Annotated in this window: 21 protein-coding genes; 2 read left to right on the forward strand and 19 right to left on the reverse strand. The window is 40.8% G+C overall.

Annotated elements, in window-relative coordinates:
- Positions 1-83: 83 nt before the first annotated feature.
- The 18 genes from deoB to EP1_RS06205 all read right to left on the reverse strand — a co-directional run bounded on the left by deoB (position 84) and on the right by EP1_RS06205 (position 17,887).
- Complete coding sequence (gene deoB / locus EP1_RS06120) at positions 84-1,256, reverse strand: phosphopentomutase (protein ID WP_067625066.1); 1,173 nt, start codon at positions 1,254-1,256, stop codon at positions 84-86.
- A gap of 399 nt (positions 1,257-1,655) precedes the next feature.
- Positions 1,656-2,609: an ABC transporter permease gene (locus tag EP1_RS06125; RefSeq protein WP_067625071.1), complete on the reverse strand. Its 954-nt coding sequence runs from the start codon at positions 2,607-2,609 to the stop codon at positions 1,656-1,658.
- Entirely contained in the window at positions 2,609-3,739 is a 1,131-nt protein-coding gene (locus EP1_RS06130; protein ID WP_067625074.1) for an ABC transporter permease, read from the reverse strand. Before EP1_RS06130 ends, EP1_RS06125 begins: the two co-directional genes overlap by 1 nt.
- Positions 3,732-5,267, reverse strand: a complete 1,536-nt coding sequence (locus EP1_RS06135; RefSeq protein ID WP_376716071.1) for an ABC transporter ATP-binding protein — start codon at positions 5,265-5,267, stop codon at positions 3,732-3,734. Before EP1_RS06135 ends, EP1_RS06130 begins: the two co-directional genes overlap by 8 nt.
- Before the next feature lie 193 nt (positions 5,268-5,460).
- A complete protein-coding gene (locus EP1_RS06140) occupies positions 5,461-6,555 on the reverse strand; it encodes a BMP family lipoprotein (RefSeq protein ID WP_067625082.1) in 1,095 nt (364 codons plus the stop codon).
- Positions 6,556-6,616: 61 nt separating this feature from the next.
- Complete coding sequence (locus EP1_RS06145; protein WP_067625085.1) at positions 6,617-7,009, reverse strand: cytidine deaminase; 393 nt, start codon at positions 7,007-7,009, stop codon at positions 6,617-6,619.
- 12 nt (positions 7,010-7,021) lie between these two features.
- On the reverse strand, positions 7,022-7,684 hold the full coding sequence (gene deoC, locus EP1_RS06150) for a deoxyribose-phosphate aldolase (RefSeq protein ID WP_067625088.1): 663 nt from the start codon (positions 7,682-7,684) through the stop codon (positions 7,022-7,024).
- A 62-nt stretch (positions 7,685-7,746) separates the two neighbouring features.
- A complete protein-coding gene (locus tag EP1_RS06155; protein WP_067625092.1) occupies positions 7,747-9,048 on the reverse strand; it encodes a pyrimidine-nucleoside phosphorylase in 1,302 nt (433 codons plus the stop codon).
- 139 nt (positions 9,049-9,187) lie between these two features.
- Positions 9,188-10,204, reverse strand: coding sequence for a LacI family DNA-binding transcriptional regulator (locus EP1_RS06160; protein ID WP_067625095.1), 1,017 nt, complete (start codon positions 10,202-10,204; stop codon positions 9,188-9,190).
- 194 nt (positions 10,205-10,398) lie between these two features.
- A complete protein-coding gene (locus EP1_RS06165) occupies positions 10,399-11,625 on the reverse strand; it encodes a zinc-binding dehydrogenase (RefSeq protein ID WP_067625099.1) in 1,227 nt (408 codons plus the stop codon).
- A gap of 111 nt (positions 11,626-11,736) precedes the next feature.
- Positions 11,737-12,600: a PTS system mannose/fructose/sorbose family transporter subunit IID gene (locus EP1_RS06170; RefSeq protein WP_067625102.1), complete on the reverse strand. Its 864-nt coding sequence runs from the start codon at positions 12,598-12,600 to the stop codon at positions 11,737-11,739.
- Positions 12,601-12,613: 13 nt separating this feature from the next.
- The gene (locus EP1_RS06175) at positions 12,614-13,426 is read right to left on the reverse strand and encodes a PTS mannose/fructose/sorbose transporter subunit IIC (protein ID WP_067625105.1); all 813 of its coding nucleotides are present in this window, start codon (positions 13,424-13,426) and stop codon (positions 12,614-12,616) included.
- Between the two features lie 28 nt (positions 13,427-13,454).
- On the reverse strand, positions 13,455-13,943 hold the full coding sequence (locus EP1_RS06180; RefSeq protein WP_067625109.1) for a PTS sugar transporter subunit IIB: 489 nt from the start codon (positions 13,941-13,943) through the stop codon (positions 13,455-13,457).
- Between the two features lies 1 nt (position 13,944).
- A complete protein-coding gene (locus EP1_RS06185; RefSeq protein WP_067625112.1) occupies positions 13,945-14,358 on the reverse strand; it encodes a PTS sugar transporter subunit IIA in 414 nt (137 codons plus the stop codon).
- A 77-nt stretch (positions 14,359-14,435) separates the two neighbouring features.
- Complete coding sequence (locus EP1_RS06190; protein ID WP_067625116.1) at positions 14,436-15,236, reverse strand: SDR family oxidoreductase; 801 nt, start codon at positions 15,234-15,236, stop codon at positions 14,436-14,438.
- 314 nt (positions 15,237-15,550) lie between these two features.
- Complete coding sequence (locus EP1_RS06195; protein WP_067625121.1) at positions 15,551-16,498, reverse strand: sugar-binding transcriptional regulator; 948 nt, start codon at positions 16,496-16,498, stop codon at positions 15,551-15,553.
- A 203-nt stretch (positions 16,499-16,701) separates the two neighbouring features.
- Positions 16,702-17,301: a class I SAM-dependent methyltransferase gene (locus tag EP1_RS06200; protein ID WP_067625125.1), complete on the reverse strand. Its 600-nt coding sequence runs from the start codon at positions 17,299-17,301 to the stop codon at positions 16,702-16,704.
- A 4-nt stretch (positions 17,302-17,305) separates the two neighbouring features.
- On the reverse strand, positions 17,306-17,887 hold the full coding sequence (locus EP1_RS06205) for an SGNH/GDSL hydrolase family protein (RefSeq protein WP_067625129.1): 582 nt from the start codon (positions 17,885-17,887) through the stop codon (positions 17,306-17,308).
- Between the two features lie 465 nt (positions 17,888-18,352).
- Between EP1_RS06205 and coaA the strand changes: the two genes are divergently transcribed.
- Positions 18,353-19,276 (forward strand): type I pantothenate kinase, encoded by a 924-nt coding sequence (gene coaA, locus EP1_RS06210; protein WP_067625133.1) that lies wholly within the window; start codon positions 18,353-18,355, stop codon positions 19,274-19,276.
- Positions 19,277-19,331: 55 nt separating this feature from the next.
- Positions 19,332-20,900, forward strand: coding sequence for a glutamine-hydrolyzing GMP synthase (guaA, locus tag EP1_RS06215; RefSeq protein ID WP_067625136.1), 1,569 nt, complete (start codon positions 19,332-19,334; stop codon positions 20,898-20,900).
- A gap of 135 nt (positions 20,901-21,035) precedes the next feature.
- Here the strand turns inward: guaA and EP1_RS13525 are convergent.
- The coding region (locus EP1_RS13525; protein ID WP_167540747.1) for a hypothetical protein at positions 21,036-21,743 on the reverse strand (708 nt) is incomplete at its 5' end.

A 21,743-nucleotide genomic window follows, 5' to 3' on the forward strand; every position in this document is an offset into this window, starting at 1 on the left:
TAAGATTGTCCGCCGGTTTATAGCAAAGAACTTATTTTGGTATTCTCTCGGCTACAAACACTACTAAAAGCGGAACTGACATTCTATTTTAATAATTTTAAGAAGCTTTCGCCATTTTCAGTTGCTGGTACATCAAAGTTTTCGGCGATCGTTGCAGCGATATCTGAATAGTAGCCTTGTGGTAATTTTCCTTGTTCTGTCATTTTCTTGCTATAAACCAAGAATGGGACATATTCACGGGTGTGATCGGTTCCGGTAAAGGTTGGGTCGTTTCCGTGATCGGCCGTGATCATCAATAAATCGTCATCTTGCATCGCGTCTAAAATTTCAGGAATCCGTAAATCAAATTCTTCGATGGCATGAGCATAGCCGACAACATCACGGCGATGGCCAAACAACGCATCGAAATCAACTAAATTCGTAAAACTCAAGCCAGTGAAATCATTCTTCATCACATCTAATAATTTATCGACACCATCCATATTGCTCTTTGTCCGAACTGCATCCGTGATTCCTTGCCCGTTGAAAATATCGTTGATCTTACCAACTGCAATCACGTCTCTTCCATTATCCTTCAATGAATCCAATACCGTTTTACCAAATGGATCAAGCGCATAGTCGTGGCGATTGCTGGTACGAGTGAAATTCCCAGGCTCACCGACATACGGACGAGCGATAATCCGACCAATCATGTAAGGATCATCTTTGGTAATATCACGAACGTATTGGCAAATCTTATACAGTTCTTCTAGCGGGATAATTTCTTCGTGAGCTGCAATTTGTAATACCGGATCAGCGGATGTATAGATGATCAAATCCCCGGTCTTCATTTGTTCTTCACCAAAATCTTTGATCACTTCGGTTCCGCTGTAAGGTTTGTTGGCTCCCATAATAATCCCGCGACCAGAAAATTCAGAGATTTTATCAAGTAATTCTTGCGGGAAGCCTTCTGGAAAGACCCGGAAAGGGGTTTGGATATTCAAGCCAGCAATTTCCCAGTGACCTGTCATCGTGTCCTTACCGACAGAGATTTCTTCCAATTTTGTCGCATAACCATCATGATCTGGGACATCTTTAACACCCTTCAACGGACGGATCGTTCCTAGACCCAGTTGTTCCAAATGTGGGATGTTCAATCCGGCCTCTTCTGCAATATGACCTAATGTATCTGAACCTACATCTCCAAATTTATCAGCATCGGGAGCTTCACCGATCCCGACAGAATCCATTACGACTAAGTGAATACGCTTAAACATTTCTATTCCCTCTTTCTATTGATTTATATTTAACAAGCAGGATACATCCCTGCTTACATAGTTAACAAAAATCAGCACGTGCATTGATTTTTCACACAGCTTAAGTATATTTGGTTCTTTGAAATCAGTAAACTGAAAGCCATTGTAACAAGCTTTAGGCCTCTGCAAAAAGTTGAACTGACAGCTAGTTCAGTTTAGCAGCAGTCATTTTTCAAAAAACGCGAAAAATGATTCTATTTTCGTACGCCTATCATCCAACTAAACAGCACATATTGCTCTCCAGTTTCAAGTTTTAAATTTATCAGTCCGACTTTGAGAACTGCGAAAAGTTGGACTGACAAAATAAAGGGCGTGACTAAGAACATTGTCCCATAGTCCCACCCTTTAATAACAAAAGAATTATTTTGATTTGATATAGTTGATGCCGTCTGCTTTTGGTGCTGCTGCTTTTCCTAAGAAAAGAACCAGTACGATAATTGTTAGCACATATGGTGCTGATTGTAGATAGACATCTGGAATTTGCGAAATAATTGGTAAGTTTGAACCTGCGATACTCAAGTTCTGCGCAAATCCGAAGAAGATCGCAGCTCCCATGGCACCTAGTGGATTCCATTTACCAAAGATCATCGCTGCCAGTGAGATAAATCCTTGTCCAGCGATCGTCGTTTGTGCAAAACGTCCAGCAATGGATTGTGCAAAAACTGCACCGCCCATTCCACCAAGGAAACCTGAGATCAGAACCCCTGAATAGCGTAAAGCATAAACGTTGATCCCTAACGTATCCGCCGCTTGCGGATTTTCACCAACCGAACGTAAACGTAAACCAAAACGTGTCTTAAAGATCACGAACCATGAAATTACTGCTACTAAAATCGCAAAGTAAGCTGGTAAACTTGTATCTTTAAAGAATAATTCACCAATCACTGGAATCTGACTTAAGCCCGGAAAATCAAAATAGCCAAATTGTTGTTGAATCGTATCTGTTTGACCTTTTCCATACATCACTTTAATCAAGAAAATTGCCAGTGGTGGGGCTAATAAGTTCATAACCGTACCACTAATGATATGATCCGCCCGGAAACTAACTGTCGCCACTGCGTGTAATAAGGAGAATGCCATCCCAGCTAAGCCACCGACTAAAACACCTAACCATGGAGTCAGTGCTCCAAACTGATCAGCAAAACCTAAGTTGAACACGACTGAACTAAAAGCTCCAGCTACCATGATTCCTTCTAAACCAACGTTAACGATCCCCGCACGTTCAGAAAAAACACCACCTAGAGCGGTCAAAATCAATGGTGCAGAATACACAAGGGTCTGAGCAATAATTGAAGCCAACAAATCCATATTCATTAGATTTTACCCCCCTCTTGCTTTTCGTCATTTGGCGCACTCTCTACTTCTTGAACGACATCAACTTCTTTTTTTCCGCCCATTATTTTAGCTAAACCAACACGAACAATGTAGTTGATTGCTACAAAGAAGATAATTAGCGGAATAACACTATTGGCTAATTCACTAGGAATCCCTGAAAACTGCATCCCTTGTCCGCCAAGTTTTAAAATACTGAATAACAATGCGGATAACAATATTCCAATTGAGCCGCCATTTCCTAACAGTGAAACAGCCATCCCGTCAAATCCAATACTTAGTGACGTTCCTTGAACAAAGTAATTCATAAATGTCCCTAGTCCATAAACGACACCTCCTAGACCTGATAATGCACCTGAGATTACCATTGAGATTACAATCGTCCGTTTACTACTCATTCCGGCATACTCCGACGCAAAGGGATTCATCCCCACAGAACGAATTTCAAAACCTAGCGTTGTCCGTTTCATTAAGAACCAAACAACTACTAAGAAAACTAACGCTAAAATAAAACCCATATTCACCCGTGAGCCACCGAAGAGATTCGTTAACCACGGTTCTCGTAAGGAGGCATTCAGACCTACCGCTTTGGTCACCCCTTTGTTGGACATCAAGTCTGGCGACATTACGTGATTCACAATATGATTGGCTACATATAAGATGACATAGTTCATCATGATCGTAACGATAACCTCACTAGTTCCAAAGAACGCTCGTAAAACACCCGGAATCGCTGCTGCTAAAGCACCCGCCAATGCACCTACAATAATTGCTAATGGTACGACTACGAATTTCGGTGCATCTGGCATGCTTAACGCCAACCAGATACTGGCTACCCAGCCACATAGCGCTTGACCTGAAAGCCCTACGTTAAAGAAACCTGCCGAGTTAGCCACGGAAAAGCCTAAAGCCGTGAAGATTAATGGACCGGCCCCCACCAAGATTTCTCCGACAGACATCTTACTTTGGAAAGCCGAACTGAACATTGCGTTATACCCTTCAATCGGGTTAAAACCAAATACAGCCATCAAAATGGCCCCAAGAATAAAACCAAAAATTACCGAAATGATCGGTACTAAAATATTTCTAATCCGCTCTGAGCGATCATTCATTTGTCTCACCAGCCTTTGCTAATTCTGCCCGTGCCTCTTCTAAACTATACCCAGCCATCAATAAACCAAGTTCGTTTTCAGAAGTCTCTTTCGGATCCACGATCCCTACGATTTCGCCCGCGTGAATAACTGCGATACGATCTGAGACATTCAAAATTTCATCTAACTCAAAACTTACCAGTAACACACCTTTTTGCTTATCACGTTGTTCCACGAGACGTTTGTGAATGTATTCAATCGCGCCCACGTCGAGTCCTCGTGTTGGTTGTGACACGATTAATAAATCTGGATCTCGATCGACTTCTCGAGCAATGATTGCTTTTTGTTGATTCCCCCCAGAAAGTGACGCAGCCGGCGCTTTTTCACTCGTCGTCCGCACATCGTATTCTTCAATCAAGCGTTTGGCATACCGATCAATCTCACCAAAATTCAAGATGCCATTTTTACTGAAAGGAGGATGATAATAAGACTGCAACGCAATATTCTCTGACAATGGAAGTGGCAAGATCAGTCCATACTTATGCCGATCTTCCGGCACATGACCAACTCCGCTTTCAGTAATCTGACGCGGCGCTTTTCCAGTCATATCTTCACCATTGATCATCACAGTTCCACTTTCAACTTTTCGTAACCCTGTTAGAGCTTGAATCAGTTCTGTTTGACCATTTCCATCAATCCCAGCAATCCCAACAACTTCTCCGCGATGGACGTCTAAAGATAGATTCTTGACCGCTTCCAAGCCACGACTTTCTTTCACAACTAAGTTTTTAATCGAAAGAACGGTTTCTCCTGGTGTCGCTGGAACTTTATCCGTTTTGAATGAAACAGAACGTCCCACCATCATATCGGCTAACTGTTGTGAGCTGACATCTTTCAAATCTACCGTTCCAATATATTGACCACGACGGATAACGGAACAACGATCTGCCACTTTTTTGATTTCATCCAATTTATGGGTGATCAAAATAATCGATTTACCTTCACGAATCAATCCTTCCATAATACTGATTAATTCATCGATTTCTTGTGGGGTCAAAACCGCTGTTGGTTCGTCAAAAATCAGGACATTAGCCCCACGATACAACGTCTTTAGGATTTCTACCCGTTGTTGCATTCCGACTGAGATGTCTCGGATGTACGCATCGGGATCAACTTTTAAGCCATATTCTTCGGAAAGTCGAATAATTTCAGCTTTAGCTTTCTTCTGATCCAGTATGCCTCCTTTATTGGGCTCACTGCCTAAAATAATATTTTCCGTAACGGTAAAGGCATCTACTAACATGAAATGCTGATGGACCATTCCGATTCCTAATTGATTGGCTTTAGTTGGACTTGAGATATCAACCTTTTGCCCATCCAGTAAAATATCGCCAGAAGTTGGCTGCAATAACCCAGACAAAACATTCATCAGTGTCGATTTACCGGCGCCATTTTCTCCCAAAAGGGCATGGATTTCGCCTTTACGTATTTGTAAATTGATGTTGTCATTTGCTTTAAACGTGCCAAATTGCTTGGTGATATTGCGCATCTCAATGACATTTTGTTCTTCTGCCACTTTCTTTTCACATCCTATCGCTTTTTAAACCTGACAAAAACACTGCAACGCTAAGGGCGTTCTTCCCTTAGACAAATCCAGCACTAGCCGTAACTTGTCTAAAAAAAGAAAGCTTTTTTTAAAAGAGAACCATAACCTCTAGTACAAGAGGTTATGGTCACCCGAATTATTTTTCAGGAGTTTCAGGAACTTTGATGTCGCCGTTAGAAACTTTATCTTTTGCTTCTTTAACAGCTGCTTTAGCATCATCAGATAAGAAACCGTCAGTTAGAGAAACACCGCCATCTTTCAAACCATATGACAAGTGTTCGCCACCAGGGAATTTATCTTCTAACGCACGAGTAGAGATATCTTGAACCGCTGCGCCTACACCTTTAAGTGTTGAAGTTAAACAGAAGTTGCTTTCTTTACCGTCTTTAGATGTGTATTTACCTTCTTTTTGTTGGTCGCTATCGACACCGATAACCCAAACTTTATCAGCTTCATTTGCTTTTTCATTACGCGCTTTAGCTTCTGAGAAGACCCCTTGACCAGTACCGCCTGAAGCATGATAAATGATATCCGCTCCGCTATTGTACATGTTCGCAGCTAAAGCTTTCCCTTTGGCAGGATCACCAAATGAAGCAGCATATTGAACGTCAATCGAAATTTCTTTGTCTAATTTTTTAGCAGTATCTTCCACGCCTTTAACAAAACCAGCTTCAAAACGGTCAATTACGGCACCTTCTTCACCACCAACAAAACCTAATTTGTTAGATTTAGTCGTTTCAGCCGCTGCTACACCTGCTAAGTAAGCTGCTTCTTGGTCTTTAAAGGTTGCTGAAGCAACGTTGTCTTTGTCTTCAATGACTGAGTCGATGATAACAAAGTTTGTATCAGTATTTTGGTCCGCTGCAGCTGAGATTGGGTCAGCTAGCAAATAACCAATCCCGAAGACTGTCTTAAATCCGTTAGTAACAGCTTGTGAGATATTTTGTTCGTATTCTGAAGCATCGTTTGATTGGATATAGTTGTAACCACCAGTACCTTTTTTGATATCGTGATCTTTCCCCCATGCTTGAAGACCTTCCCAAGCACTTTGGTTGAATGAACGGTCGTCCACTCCACCGATATCTGTTACGATTGCTACGCTGTGTTTTGCATCTTCTTTAGCCGCTCCGCCTGAAGAATCAGTTGAACCGCTGCCTCCGCCGCAAGCTCCTAAGGCTAGCAATGCTGCCATCGCCACGGTACCTAGGCCAAATAATTTTGCTTTTTTCATTTCTGTAAAGCCCCCTAAATATGGTTTTTTTTCAACAGTCCTGCGACTGAATGAACATGGTTTATAAATCTTTATCAGTGAAGGTATATGGCAGTAAGCCGCCAACGGTCATTTCTTTAATTACTCCGTTGTCACCAACTAAGGTTACTGGCATCGCCGGGTCACAAAACTCAGCCATCACTTGACGGCAAGCCCCGCATGGTGAGATTGGTTCCGGTGTGTGTCCTGCGATGACTAAATGACTAAAATCTTTTTCACCTTCTGAAACAGCTTTGAAAAAGGCCGTACGTTCTGCACAATTGGACAAACCATACGAAGCATTTTCAATGTTGAGCCCTTGATAGGTTTTTCCATCTTTTGTCACGAGACACGCGCCGACGGGAAAGTGAGAATATGGAACATACGCTTTATCTAATGCGTCGATCGCGATGTCAATCCATTCTTGTTTATCCAATTATAATTCCTCCTAGTAGCCTGTACCAGAAAGGCCATTCATAATGGCAACTCCTGAACTAGCACCTAAACGAGTCGCGCCAGCTTCGATCATCGCTGCGGCTTCTTTAGCATTGTGGATCCCACCAGAAGCTTTGACACCCATTTCAGGTCCAACTGTTTGACGCATCAAGCGAACATCTTCAACGGTTGCTCCACCTGTTGAAAAACCAGTTGATGTTTTAACGAAGTCTGCTCCGGCTGCTTTGGCAAGCTCGCAGGCACGAACTTTTTCTTCATTCGTTAACAACGCCGTTTCAATGATTACTTTTACAAGTGCTTTATCTTTTGCGGCTGCTACGACTGCTTCGATATCTTTTTGAACTTTTTCATTATCGCCATCTTTCAGTGCGGCAATATTGATCACCATATCAACCTCATCTGCGCCATTTTGGATTGCATTGGCAGCTTCAAAAGCTTTTGTTTCAGTCGTGTTTGCTCCTAACGGAAAACCAATTACGGTACAAACTGCAACAGGTTCACCTTGTAATTCTTTAGCTGCAAGTGCCACCCAAGTAGGATTGATACAAACAGAGTAAAAGCGATACTTTTTAGCTTCCTCAATGATTTTCATCACATCTGCGCTTGTCGCATCTGCTTTTAAAATTGTGTGGTCGATCATACGATTGATTTCCATTTTTTAATTCCTCACTTTTTTCATTATAATATATTTTTAATTGATACAAAAAAATTAATCGCTTATTCCGTAATAATATCATGGATCAAAATAGGCTCTTTTACTGTCGTACCGATTGCAATATTTTGATATAACAACTCTTTGACATCGTCAATCTCATTTGAGTTTGCATAGATTGTCAACAATGATTCGCCTTCGGTCACTCTGTCCCCAATCTTTTTATGGAGTTTGATACCTACCGCATGGTCGATATCATCTTCTTTGGTCTTGCGTCCGGCACCTAACAACATCGCTGCAATCCCAATCTCATTGGCCACTAATTTTGTCACGTAGCCAGAAGTTTGAGCCGGCAATTCGATTTCGTACTTAGCAGTCAAGATTTTTTCCGTCTGGTCGATCACGGTCACATCGCCACCCTGATCTTTAACCATTTCGCGGAACTTTTCTAGTGCTCGTCCTGACTCCAATGCTTCTTTCAACAACGTGCGAGCTTCTTCCAATGTTTCTGACTTACCAGCTAAGACAACCATTTGACTACCTAAAACATAACACATCTCAGTTAGGTCTTCCGGTCCGTGGCCTTTTAGCGTATCCATCGCTTCAACGATTTCCAAACTATTACCGATTGCTTCACCTAATGGTTCAGACATATCTGAAATAACCGCCATGGTTTGACGACCGGCAAGCTTCCCGATGCGAACCATCGTTTTCGCTAAACGTTTAGCATCCTCAATATCTTTCATGAAGGCGCCGTCTCCCGTCGTTACATCTAGTACGATCGCATCGGCTCCAGCTGCAATTTTTTTACTCATAATCGAGCTAGCAATCAACGGAATTGAATCAACGGTCGCAGTCACGTCCCGCAAAGCATAAAGTTTTTTATCAGCCGGTGCCAAATTCCCTGACTGACCGATCACCGCCACCTTACTTTTATTTACGATATCAATAAATTCTTGATCCGATAATTCGATTTTAAAACCGGGAATCGATTCAAATTTATCTAAAGTACCACCGGTAAACCCTAGTCCCCGTCCTGACATTTTTGCTACTGGCACACCAACGCTTGCAACTAAGGGTGCTAAAACTAGTGTTGTTGTATCACCAACGCCACCGGTCGAATGCTTATCCACCTTAATACCCTCGATAGAAGATAAGTCAATGATTTCGCCAGAATTGGCCATCGCTAAAGTTAAGTGAGAAATTTCCTCATCGGTCATGTCCTGATAAAAGATCGCCATCAATAACGCACTCATTTGATAATCTGGAATACTACCGTCCGTATATCCTGTAATAATGAAGTCAATTTCTTCTTTTGATAGAATGTTTCCATTCCTTTTTTTCTCTATCAAATCTACCATTCTCATAGGTTTTCCTCCAAGCTTCAAAAGATATTATACATTAAAATGGCGAAAGGTAAACCACTTTAGTAAAACAGTTTACTAACTAGAGAAGCGCTTTCTGTTAGCGCTACCATCGTTACTATAACGGGTCAATCCGACATTGTCAACCCTCACTGATAGATTTCACACTCTCACGAATAATTAATTTGGTTTGGAATATTTTATTCGGAATTCGCTGAGAAGGAAAATTGATCGCATCAACCAAAAATTTAGCTGCCGAAAATCCGATCTCGGTACTCGGCTGGAAAACGGTCGTCAAAGGTGGGACCATATATTGACTGACTTCCAAACCATCAAAACCGACAACTGAAATATCTTCAGGGATTCTTAATCCAGCCTCATAAATTGCTTGATAGCAGCCAATCGCCATCTCATCGTTCCCGCAAAAAATAGCCGTGATTTGTTTATTTTGCAAGACTTGCTTAGCCGCATGATACCCACCGGCAATCGTGAGCTGGCCCGAACAAATATAACTTTCATCAAAAGGTAATTGGTATTCAAAAATGACTTGACGATATGCTTTGACCCGTTCGGTCAATTGATAATAGCCTTGACTTTCTTTCAACATACCGATATGACGATGGCCTTTTTTCACCAACATCCGTAATAAGTCTTGTGCCCCTGCATACTCCTCTACTAATAATTGGCCCCAATCGCGATCATTCAATCCCCGGTCGATCAAGACGATCGGATGCTTTCGATAAAAATCACTGCCTAAGGAATGTTCGTCTGTTAAACGATTCGGTGTGGCCAATAAAATACCATCAACCGAGCGATGGGAGAGCTCATCCAAATAACGTTTTTCTTGTTCCTCATCATGGCGGGAATTACATAAAATAATCATGTAGCCTAAGGGATTGAGATAACTTTCCACCCCTTCAATTACTTTTGAGAAAAAGAAGTCCGTCACATCCGGAACAATCATACCAATCGTTTTTGAATGACGATTGATCAAATTCGCTGCAAAAAAATCGGGTTTATACTGGTATTCTTCAACGATTTCTAAAACTTTTCTACGCGTATGCTCGCTGAAGCGACTCCCTTTATTGTTTAAAATTTGCGATACCGTTGTCACTGAAACGCCAGCCAATTCAGCGATTTCCTTGATGGTGATCTTCATGATGGACCTTCTCTCTGTATTTTTTTTAAGTGTAGCAAAGGATTTTTTAGAAAGAAAGGCTTTTTAACTAAAAGCCTGACTTCTTGCTTACTCTACCAAAAGCAAGTAGCTCGATCACTGTACTGACGTATAAAGTGGAAACAAACAAAAATTTTAAGAAAAAAGCGCAGAAGCATAAACTTCTGCGCCTTTTCTTAAATTTCGGGATAGTTCTTCAATACATAATTCTCAGCAGCTTGACTCCAGATACCATCTGTTTCAGCTAAAATTTTTCCTAATTCTGACTCAGTTGAAATATCAGCTAGCTTGGTCAGTTCGGCTTGTTTATGGGTATAAACTAATTTTTTACCCCCACCAATAGCTGGCTGATTCAAAGTCGTTTCCCCAACTGCATCCAATCCTAAGATATGGGTTACGACATTTGCGACATGAACTTGTTTGTCTTCGATCAGCTTGACTGCTTTACGCATATCTTCTGTATTTCCCCCGGAAGTTCCAACAAAATGCGTAAAGGAATAATGAACATCGTAGAAATTCACTGGAGCTGAGAACGCTTTGTCTTGTGGACCAGCGAAGAAATTCAGACAGCCATCGGGATTTAACATATTCGCAGCATCTGTCACAACCGGCGCAACTGGAACCATCACGAAAATATCATCAAAACCACCATCGACGGTTTCTTTTAATAAACTTACTTGATCTGCTACATTTGCAACGTTCACATAAGAAACTTCAATCCCGTTCTGACTCGGATACAATTTTGCTGCACGAGCTAATTTTTCATCATCCATATCTGTAATGACTAATTTTTTTGGTTTGATTGGACCATGCAACGCATAATCAATCGCTAACAAGCCCATTGGCCCCGTGCCACCCATAATCAATAGGTTGCCATCAGCTTTAATCCCCATCTTATGCTCATAAGAGCCTTCTTTTAAGTGGTAATTTGCTTCAAAGGCACCAATCACACATGATAAAGGTTCAATCAAAGAGCCTTCGAAATAAGTATCGCCTTTATATGGAATCAAACAATCTTGATTCATGACGTCTTCTGAAATGACGATGTACGTTGCGTCACCGCCGGTATAAGGGTAAGAATAACCTGGACAATCCGGACGATCCGGTAGCTGTAGATTTGCTTGTAAAACGTAACGTTCGCCCTTTTTATATTTATGGGCCCATTTCCCGCCTACTTCTAAAATCTCACCACAAAATTCATGTCCCACGATGATCGGATTTTCTGCTAAATTATCTGGCGCTTTTTTGTGATCAGCCCCTTGATTTGCCAACTTCCATGTCGACATACAAATACTGTCGGTAATCACTGATGCTAAAATTTCATTTTCTTTGATTTCTGGTAATTCAAATTCCTCCAACCGCAAGTCTTTCTTACCGTATAATCGTACTGCCTTCGTTTTCATTACTGCTCCTCCTAGTTCATTTCCTCTAACAAAATTCGTTTATTTTAACCTGATAAACAAGTTTTACTCTTTGCTTAAAAAGCTGGTAATCAGACTTGTCTACTATGATGGCTATGCCAAAATGCCTAACCAATAACCAAGAATACCCACTCCAAATAGGACAAAGATCAAAACAATCGGACTAACTTTTTTCTTCAATAAATACATCATCAAAAGGGTTAATCCTAGTGCTGGCAATCCCGGTACTAGATCATCTAAAACATTTTGGACAGTTGTAATGACCATTTTTCCATCTGCTCCCGGAGTTTTTGATACAACTAGTGGGATATTGATTGTTGTCCATTTAGTTACCAAGACACCCATAATGAATAGACCTAAAATCGTTGCTCCTTCAGTCAATTTCTGTAATAAATTACCTGATAGATCTTTAACGATGTCCATTCCTTTACTAAATCCATAGGTCAAGCCAAACCATTTCATCGCTAAACGGATCGCATTAAACGCTACGAAGAATAGAAGTGGTCCCATCACGTTGCCTGACAAAGCTAAAGACGCTCCTAATGCGGCAGTGATTGGTCGTAAAGTTCCCCAAACTAAAGGATCCCCAACACCTGCTAACGGGCCCATCAAACCAACTTTTAAACTGTTAATTGTTCCATCATCAATATCTGCACCACTTGCTCGTGCCTCTTCCATCGCCATTGTTACGCCGATTACCGGACCACAAACAGCTGGTGTGGTGTTAAAGAACGTCAGGTGGCGCTTCAACGCCTCGGATTGTTCTTCTTTTGTTTTGTAAACGCGGCGAATCGTTGGAATCATATCCACACAAAATGCCAACGCATGAATCCGCTCAAAGTTAAAGGATGCTTGTTGGAAATTTGAAAAGACAAAAGTCGTCATTAAATCCTTTTTAGTCAACTGAGATTGTGCATATATATCTTTTTTACTTTTAGTCGTTGAAGTATTTTCCATTTAAGATATCCTCCTAATCCTCTAATTCATCATCAGCTAGTTCACCTGCAACAACTGCCGCTACATGATTGCTTTGAACTTCATTTTTCTTAAAGTTTGGATTCAACTGGACATAGATCAATGCCGTAATTAATCCCACAATCCCGAAAGCAAGCAAACTGAATTCTAAATAACCGCCCATAACAAATCCAAGGTAGAAGAACGGCATCAAGTAAGCAACGCTCATCATGTTCAAGACCATCGCGTATCCGACAACTACGATAAATCCGCCTGCAACTGCCAAGCCACCCGTAATTACATCTGGGATCATATCCAACATTGTTGTTACCATCTCGGCACTAACGAATGCTGCTACAATTGTGGCCGGAATCGCCACGCGCAATGCCTGAATAAACAAAGCACTAAAATGTAGTAAGATAATCTTATTGAAATTCGCTTTTTCTGCTTCACGATCCGCCGCATGCTGGAATGCTACTGTGATGGTCCGTGCAATAACTGTTAAAACTTGTCCTGCTGCTGCAACTGGTAATGCAATTGCGATACCTGATTGAATATCTTGCTGGCCAACAACTACTAAAATTGTCGAAATTACACTGGCTAATGCCGAATCCGGTGATTGTGCCGCACCGATGTTCATCCAACCCAACGCAATCAATTCCAACGTTCCACCTAAAATAATTCCTGTTTGAATATCACCTAAAATCAAACCAACCATCGTACACGCGATCAATGGTCGATGTGTTTGAAATTCATCTAATACACTGCCCATCCCACACACACATGAAAAAAGAAAAATAAGTACAACCTGTAAAACTGATAATTCCATTTTTGTGTCCTCCTAATTCTGTTAGCCTTTAGAAACCTGCTTCTTTCAGTTTTTCTTCAAAATTTCCTTTTGGATCTGTTGCAACGACCCGTAAATCCAGTTCAACTCCTGCTTTTTCTAAACTACGAAACGCATCGACTTCCGTTTGATCAACAGACACGGCTTTAGTGACTTGTGTCCGTCCTGTTTTAAATTGCATCCCGCCAATATTGATTGATTTGATTGGAACATTCAGTTGAACCATTTCCAAGACTTCCATAGGATTCGTGAATAAATAAAAGACCGTTTCATCCACGTATTTAGGATTGTTGTAGACTTTGACTGCTTTTTCCGGATCAACAATGTTTACTTTGATTCCTGGCGGTGCTGCTTGCTTAACTAACGTTTTGCGAATCTCATCATTCGCTACCTCTTTACTGACAACGATAATTCTTTTGGCACCGGCTTCCTTTGCCCAAACTGTCGCAACTTGCCCGTGAATCAAACGATCATCAATTCGTGCTAATTTGATTTTCATCTTAAAAATCCTCCTCTTCCTCAATCATCTGTTGTTTAAACGCTTTCACTGTATCGCAGGGAATGCTTGTAGCATGGTTCACAATCTCTTGTAGACTTCCACTTAGCATACTAGCTACTTCCAAAACAATCGGTAACGACATTCCTGATACAACTTCGATCTCACACTCAGGATTTTTCATTGCTACTGCACAACTGGCATTGTACGGTGTCCCACAAAATAAATCCGTTAAAATAAGATACGATGCTGCTTCATCCTTGATTGCTGCACTAATTTTTTCTTGAACCGTGTCTAGTCCTTCTTCTTTTAAAAATTGAATCGATTCAAAATCAGACAACTCTCCAAAAATCATCTCAGCTGAATTTTTCATCTCATGTGCTAACTTTCCATGAGCAACTAAAATTACTTTATTCATAATTCCCTCCCATTTTTTACTTATCTTCTACTCTGTTGATCGTAAGTAATTTTTACGATCAACAGAGATAAAATCTACTATCCTCGGGTTTTCCCGCCAGCTACATTGACTGTCACACCATCGATATAACTTGAACGACCAGATACAAAGTAAGCAACTAAATCAGCGACTTCACTCAATTTTCCATCTCTTCCCAATGGAATCGTTTTTGCATTGCTATAGCCTGCACGTAATTGTTCAACCGTAATTCCACGGGTGTAAGCCAAAGCTGTTTCATACTCAATTGTCCGTAATCCCGTTTCTTCCATAATGCCTGGTGCAATCCCTACAACACGAACACCTTTTTTACCTAATTCTTTGGCCCATGAACGAGTGAAGCTATTTACCGCAGCTTTTGTTGCAGCATAGACACTTTGTCCTTCCGAACCTTCTAAACCACATTCAGATGACATATTGATGATGACACCATAACCTTGTCTCACCATCACGCGGCCAACTGCTTGACCCATCAGGTAGACACCTTTTTGGTTGATCGCGATCATTTTGTTAAAAATTTGCTCGTTAATCTGGAATTTTCCACCTTCTGCCATGTCTTCATCTACTAATAATGCTGGAATATTGATACCCGCATTATTGACTACAGCATCAATTGTTTGATATTTAGAAACAGTTGCAGCCACTGTTTGTTCAACAGATTCCGGAGAAGTAACATCCGTTTGACTAAAAAATAGATTCTCATGAGCAAATGAGCCTTCTCTCAAGTCAGCATTTACGACATTGATCCCTAATTCACATAATTCTTTGACAATCGCCGCGCCAATTCCTGATGAACCCCCGGTAACTATGACTGTTTTTCCTTTTACATCTAACCAATCCATTGTGAACGCTCCTTTTTAACATTTGTGATTTGGATTTAACATTTGTTGTACCTTTATATTAACTGCACAAGAAAACGTTGTCAATAACTTTTTTCAACTTTTTTAAAACCAAATCACAAAAGTGCAAAAAGAGCAACTATAGTCAATTTTGACCACAGCTGCTCTTTTTAGATTTTTCATTTCCTATTTATCGGAAGAAAAACAAGCGCTAATCTTTTACGCCATCTCGTTTTAAGCAAGTTTCTCCCCTATTGAAGACAAAAAAAAGACAAGCATGTTAGCTTGTCTACATTTTTATAACGTAGGAGATCTTCCTATTTTTTCAACACTTCTCGGGCTGTCTCTTCAGTTGTGACTAATACATTGATATAACGTCCCTTTAATGCACTAGCTATCGCATCTGCTTTATCAACAGCTTCGGCCACCCCAATCCGGTGAGGTGTCCGTTTCAAATCATCAATATCGATTCCGATCAAGCGAGCATCTAACGTATTATCAATGTGTTCGCCCTCAATATTATAAAAGCGAGAAACCACGTCACCCACGACTTTTTTGCCTTCTAAATAGGCCAACACATCTTCACCATAGAACTGTTTCCAGCTCTCGCTGGCTTTCAAGGTGGGTGAACCGATCCCTAAGATCGCAATATCAATCTTGCGCCAATAATCAATCAATTCTTGGTTGAATTCATTTTCCATCAAAGCCTTCTTCAGTGCGACTGTTTCAGGAAAAGCTGGCGAATCAATCAACAATGCCCGCCCGTTCAGTTTCTTCGATGCTTCATATGTGATCGTGTTGACATGATAGTCACTGATCAGTCTTCCAGATGGACCACCAATCATCGGCACGCACAAAATGTTTTCTACACCATAATTAACCAATCCTTCAGGAATCGCCGACATGGTTTCCCCCCATGAAAAACCAAAAATCATCCCATCCTTGATAATTTCTTTCAGGTATTCAGCGACTCCTTGTGCTAACAATTTGTCCTTTTGTGTCCGACTTAGATCAGCACCTGCTTGTACAATGATTGCTTTTTCTAGGTCAAATTTTTCCTGCAGCTCTTTTTCAATGTTGTAAGTTCCTGCCTTATCATAATTGATAGAAATATTCACAATTCCTTCGTTACGGGAACGTTTCAATAAGCGACTGATCGTGCTACGATGAATATTCAATTCTTTCGAGATTTGACTTTGATTTTTATCTTCTTGATAATACATTTCAGCAATGCGCACCAATAATTTATCTTCTTCTTTTTGCATAAACCTGCCCTCCTCCATCACATTTGTGAAAAACATGAGTCAATGTGATTATAGCCTTTCTATGACTCATCTTGCAAGACATTTCCCTTATGAAAAAAGGAGAGGGGACAAAAGTCTTGCCACCCCTCCTTTTTTCGGATAAACGGTGTTCCAAAAATAACTTCTTCGGAAATAAGCCACTTTTTTCACAACCTCAAACATCCCTACTCTTTCTCACTGCGAATAATATAATAACCCTTATCTTTGGCTACAATCTCTGCATTGCCGAAGACTTCTTCCATTTTGCTTTTTGCACTAGGTGCCCCTTGTTTCTTTTGGATCACGATGGTTAATGTGCCACCAACCTTTAATAAAGGCGCCGCATCGCTCAAAATTTGGTGAACCACTTTTTTTCCAGCTCGAATTGGCGGATTACTGATGATCGCCGCATATTCGGCTTGATGTAAGGTTTCATAGATATTTGATTGATGGATATCCGCTGAAATGCCGTTGCGTTTGGCATTTCCCTGCGCCAACTCTACCGCACGATTATTCACATCGATCATTTCAACCGGATGACCGGTCTGATAAGCCAATGCCAGACCGATTGGACCATAGCCACAACCGACATCTAATAGTGTTCCTTCCGGTATATTTGCTGCATCAAAATGTTCGATCAACACTCGTGAGCCGTAATCCACCGTATCGCGGGAAAAAACGCCGCTGTCAGTCATGAATTGAAATGTTTTACCTGCCAATTCAAACGACCATTGATGCAAGTCGTGAGCTGTCTCAGGATTTTCGGAATAATAATGATTTGCCATGTTCTTACCCTTCTGCTAGTAATATTTCTTTGATATCGCGTGCAATCAAGGCGCCTAAGAAATGGTACCCCTCTTTTGAAGGATGAATCCCATCAGCCTGCTGCACAAACTCATTTGGTTTTGGATAGACGGTCATATGATGGTACAGATCAATTACGTTGACACCTGATTCTGCCGCCACCATTTTCGCTTTCTGCGCGAAGAGTTGTTGACGGTCATTGTCACCCTTTGGATAAATGTCTGTATTGATATAGCCCGTAGTTAATAAGATAACTTTTGACGCATCGAAGGATTCGATGATCTCTTTGAGGTTTTCGCCAAATGTTTCCAGTGAATCCCCCTGTTTCAATGAATCATTGGTCCCAAACGAAATGACCACAAAGTCACCTTCTGCCTCCACTGCTTCATCGATTCGCGCCAATCCGTCAGAAGAAGTTTCACCCCGCTTAGCAAATTTGACTATCCGATAGCCGGGAAAACCCATTTCCGTCAACTCAGCAAGAATATACTTATCTAAAATATCGCTAGTCTCGCCATTCATCACACCAGCCAATAAACTGTCGCCGAATAAAACGATCTCTTTCATACCTTCATCCTCCTCGCAATTCTATCGATTCTATCATAGCACGAAACATCGAATTTATTTAGACAAATAGCATCCGCCAAATAAGGAAATAATTGTCATACTAGCCATTTTCCGTTTGATTCTCTCTTTTTCTTAACATCCGCCTAGTTTTTATCTTCAGAACTAAAAAAACAATGAAACTCCTACCGTTCTGATAGCTTTTTTACATTTTTATCGGATAGAATGGCTTATAGCCTTTTTTTGAAAGGAAAATATCCGGATTTCTTAGACCTAGCATACTTTCTACTGCTGATTTTATGGTAAAATAGGCGCAGTTGCCAGTTTTTCTTTCCCTTTTTTTGTGTGTCTTTGCTTGCATTCTTGGTGAAGACGAGCGTAATTTGAAAAATGGGTTACGGCATGAACATCCGAATCATTTTTCGATTTTTGAGAAATGATTACCTTAATATGAATAAGGAGGTTCCTATGAACGAAAGAGGGAACTATTTTCAAATTTCCCGCGACCAGTGGCAGGACTTTTATACACAGGGAAATACGCCGCTAACTCAAACGGAGTTAGATAATATCAAAAGTTTGAACGACCGAATCTCGATGAAAGATGTGGCCGATGTTTATGTACCTTTATGTCACTTGATCCATCTATATATGAAAGATTTTGAATCGTTGACTTTAAGCAAAGGCCTGTTTCTCCATCGCTACGTGAAGATGCCACCATTTATTATCGGAATCGCCGGTAGTGTGGCCGTCGGAAAAAGTACCACCGCTCGTTTATTGCAGACCTTGTTAGACCGTTTATTCAAACATCAAAACGTCCAATTAATCACCACTGACGGTTTCTTATATCCCAATGCCATCTTAGAGGAACGTGGGCTCATGGATCGGAAAGGCTTTCCCGAAAGTTATGACATGGAAAAGTTGATCGATGTTCTAAACGAAGTAAAATCCGGCAAAGAAAATATTCCGATTCCAAAATATTCCCATGATGTCTATGATATCGTGGAAGGTGAATATGAAACCATCGACTCGCCAGATATTTTAATCGTGGAAGGGATCAATACTTTGCAACTGCCCGCCAACCAACAAATCTACGTCAGCGACTTTTTCGATTTGTCGATTTTTGTTGATGCTGATCCTAATCTGATTGAAAAATGGTATTTAGAACGGTTTGAATCCTTACTAGATACGGCCTTTAAAGATCCAGACAATTATTATTACGACTATGCTGTCGGTGATCGCCAAGCAGCTTTAGCGATGGCGGAAGATGTTTGGAAAAATGTCAATTTGAAGAATCTGGAAGAGTATATCTTGCCAACCAGAGGCCGAGCTGATATTATCTTGCACAAGGCAAAACATCATATCATTGATGAAATCTATTTACGTAAATACTAGCTTATAAAGAAAGCTTGCTTTCTTTTATAATAAAACTTGAAAAGGGGTAATAATTGTGACAAACGTTTCTACCGAAATGACCAACGTAGAAAAAATCATCGTACTTGATTATGGTAGTCAATATAACCAATTAATCACTCGTCGTATCCGTGAATTCGGTGTCTTCTCAGAACTAATGAGTCACCGCATCACTGCTGAAGAAGTCAAAGCCATCAATCCAAAGGGAATCATTCTTTCTGGCGGACCAAATAGTGTCTATGACGAAGGAGCCTTCTCCATCGATCCAAAAATCTTTGAATTAGGGATTCCAATCTTAGGAATCTGTTACGGCATGCAGCTGATCACATATAACTTAGGCGGAAAAGTCGAACCTGCCAAAAACCGTGAATACGGTCAAGCAACCTTGGAAGTCATCTCTGATGATGCCGTCCTATTTGCTGGCACACCAAAAGAACAGACCGTTTGGATGAGCCACGGCGACTTAGTCACTCAAGTGCCAGAAGGCTTCGAAAAAGTCGGCACCAGCAAAGACTGCCCGATCGCAGCGATCCAAGATACAACTCGTAACTTCTACGGAATCCAATTCCACGCAGAAGTTCGCCATTCTGAATACGGCAACGAGTTATTACGTCACTTTGCCCTAGATGTCTGCCAATGTAAAGGCGACTGGACGATGGATAACTTCATCGATATGCAAGTCGCAAAAATCCGCGAACAAGTCGGCGATAAAAAAGTCTTACTAGGCCTATCAGGCGGTGTAGACTCCTCTGTCGTAGGTGTACTTTTACAAAAAGCGATCGGCGATCAATTAACTTCAATCTTCGTTGACCACGGTCTATTACGTAAAAACGAAGGCGAACAAGTCATGGAAGCTCTTGGCGGCAAATTCGGCTTGAACATCATCAAAGTCGATGCCAAAGACCGTTTCTTAGATAAATTAGCCGGCGTTTCTGACCCAGAGAAAAAACGCAAAATCATCGGAAACGAATTCGTTTACCTATTCGACGATGAAGCTACCAAACTTGCTGGCCAAAAAGGCATCTCATTCTTAGCCCAAGGTACGCTTTATACCGACGTAATCGAATCTGGCACCGAAACCGCTCAAACCATCAAATCTCACCATAACGTTGGTGGATTACCAGAAGATATGCAGTTCGAATTGATTGAACCATTAAATACTCTATTCAAAGACGAAGTCCGCGAATTAGGAACACAGCTTGGCATGCCTGACTCCATCGTATGGCGCCAACCATTCCCAGGACCAGGTCTAGGTATCCGTGTCCTTGGTGAAATCACCGAAGAAAAACTAGAAATCGTCCGCGAATCAGACGCGATCTTGCGTGAAGAAATCGCCAACGCCGGTCTTGACCGCGACATCTGGCAATACTTCACTGTCCTACCTGGCATCCGTTCAGTCGGTGTGATGGGCGACGGCCGTACCTACGACTACACAGTCGGTATCCGCGCAGTCACTTCCATCGACGGTATGACCGCAGACTTCGCACGTATCCCATGGGATGTCTTGCAAAAGATCTCTGTTCGGATCGTCAATGAAGTCGCTCATGTGAACCGGATCGTGTATGATATTACATCTAAGCCACCAGCAACTGTGGAGTGGGAATAGCCTACAAACACAAATTGGCTTGTTTATGCGGATTTGACGGCTTTCTGATTATTGTAAAAGGGATAAAATTGATTAAAAAATAAATAGTTCCCCGCCAAAAACCCCGCCAAGATTTTTCTTAGCGGGGTGATTTCTTTATTTAATTGATATTTCAATAATTTTTGAAGGACCACTAATCAATTTGTCTCCATATGTTCTTACTAAAATGTCCCGAAAAAGTTCTCTATCTTCATCAATTGTATTTTCAGAAAAATAAACAAAGATATTCGTGTAAAATCCTTTATTATTTTTAATTATCTCTCCACCAGCATTAAGTAACCCAAAATCGTTACCAATAATAGAATCCAAAAAACTAAAATCTACTCCAACCACATTGAGACCATTTAATGACTCGATTTCAAACTCCATTTTCCGATAGTTCATTGCAGTGTTAGGAATACTTAAAACCATATCATAATCATAAATATATCTTTCTTTTTCCATATGAAAACTATCTATTTGATCTTTTTTGATAAACTCATTTCCAGCCTCAGTCTTGACGATAAACACTAAGTTCAAAGAATAATTATTATCTTCACTAAAATCTTTACTACCATTTATTAAAACTTCTATAGGAATAAAGTCCTCATAATTATCTCTTGAATCAAGAAATCTTCTTTTTTCAACTTGGAAATTTGAGTCGTAATCATCCAAATTGAACATTTGAATTCTTGAATACATTAAGGATTGTTTATTGTTGAACATAACTTCTTGAATGGCAATTGAATTTTCTCTTTTGTTATATCTAAATAGTGTGATGTAGTTAGCTTCACCACCATTAACCCGATACCTCAAAGATAACTC

This window comes from Enterococcus pseudoavium NBRC 100491 (assembly GCF_001544295.1).
Taxonomy (GTDB): Bacteria; Bacillota; Bacilli; order Lactobacillales; family Enterococcaceae; genus Enterococcus_A; species Enterococcus_A pseudoavium.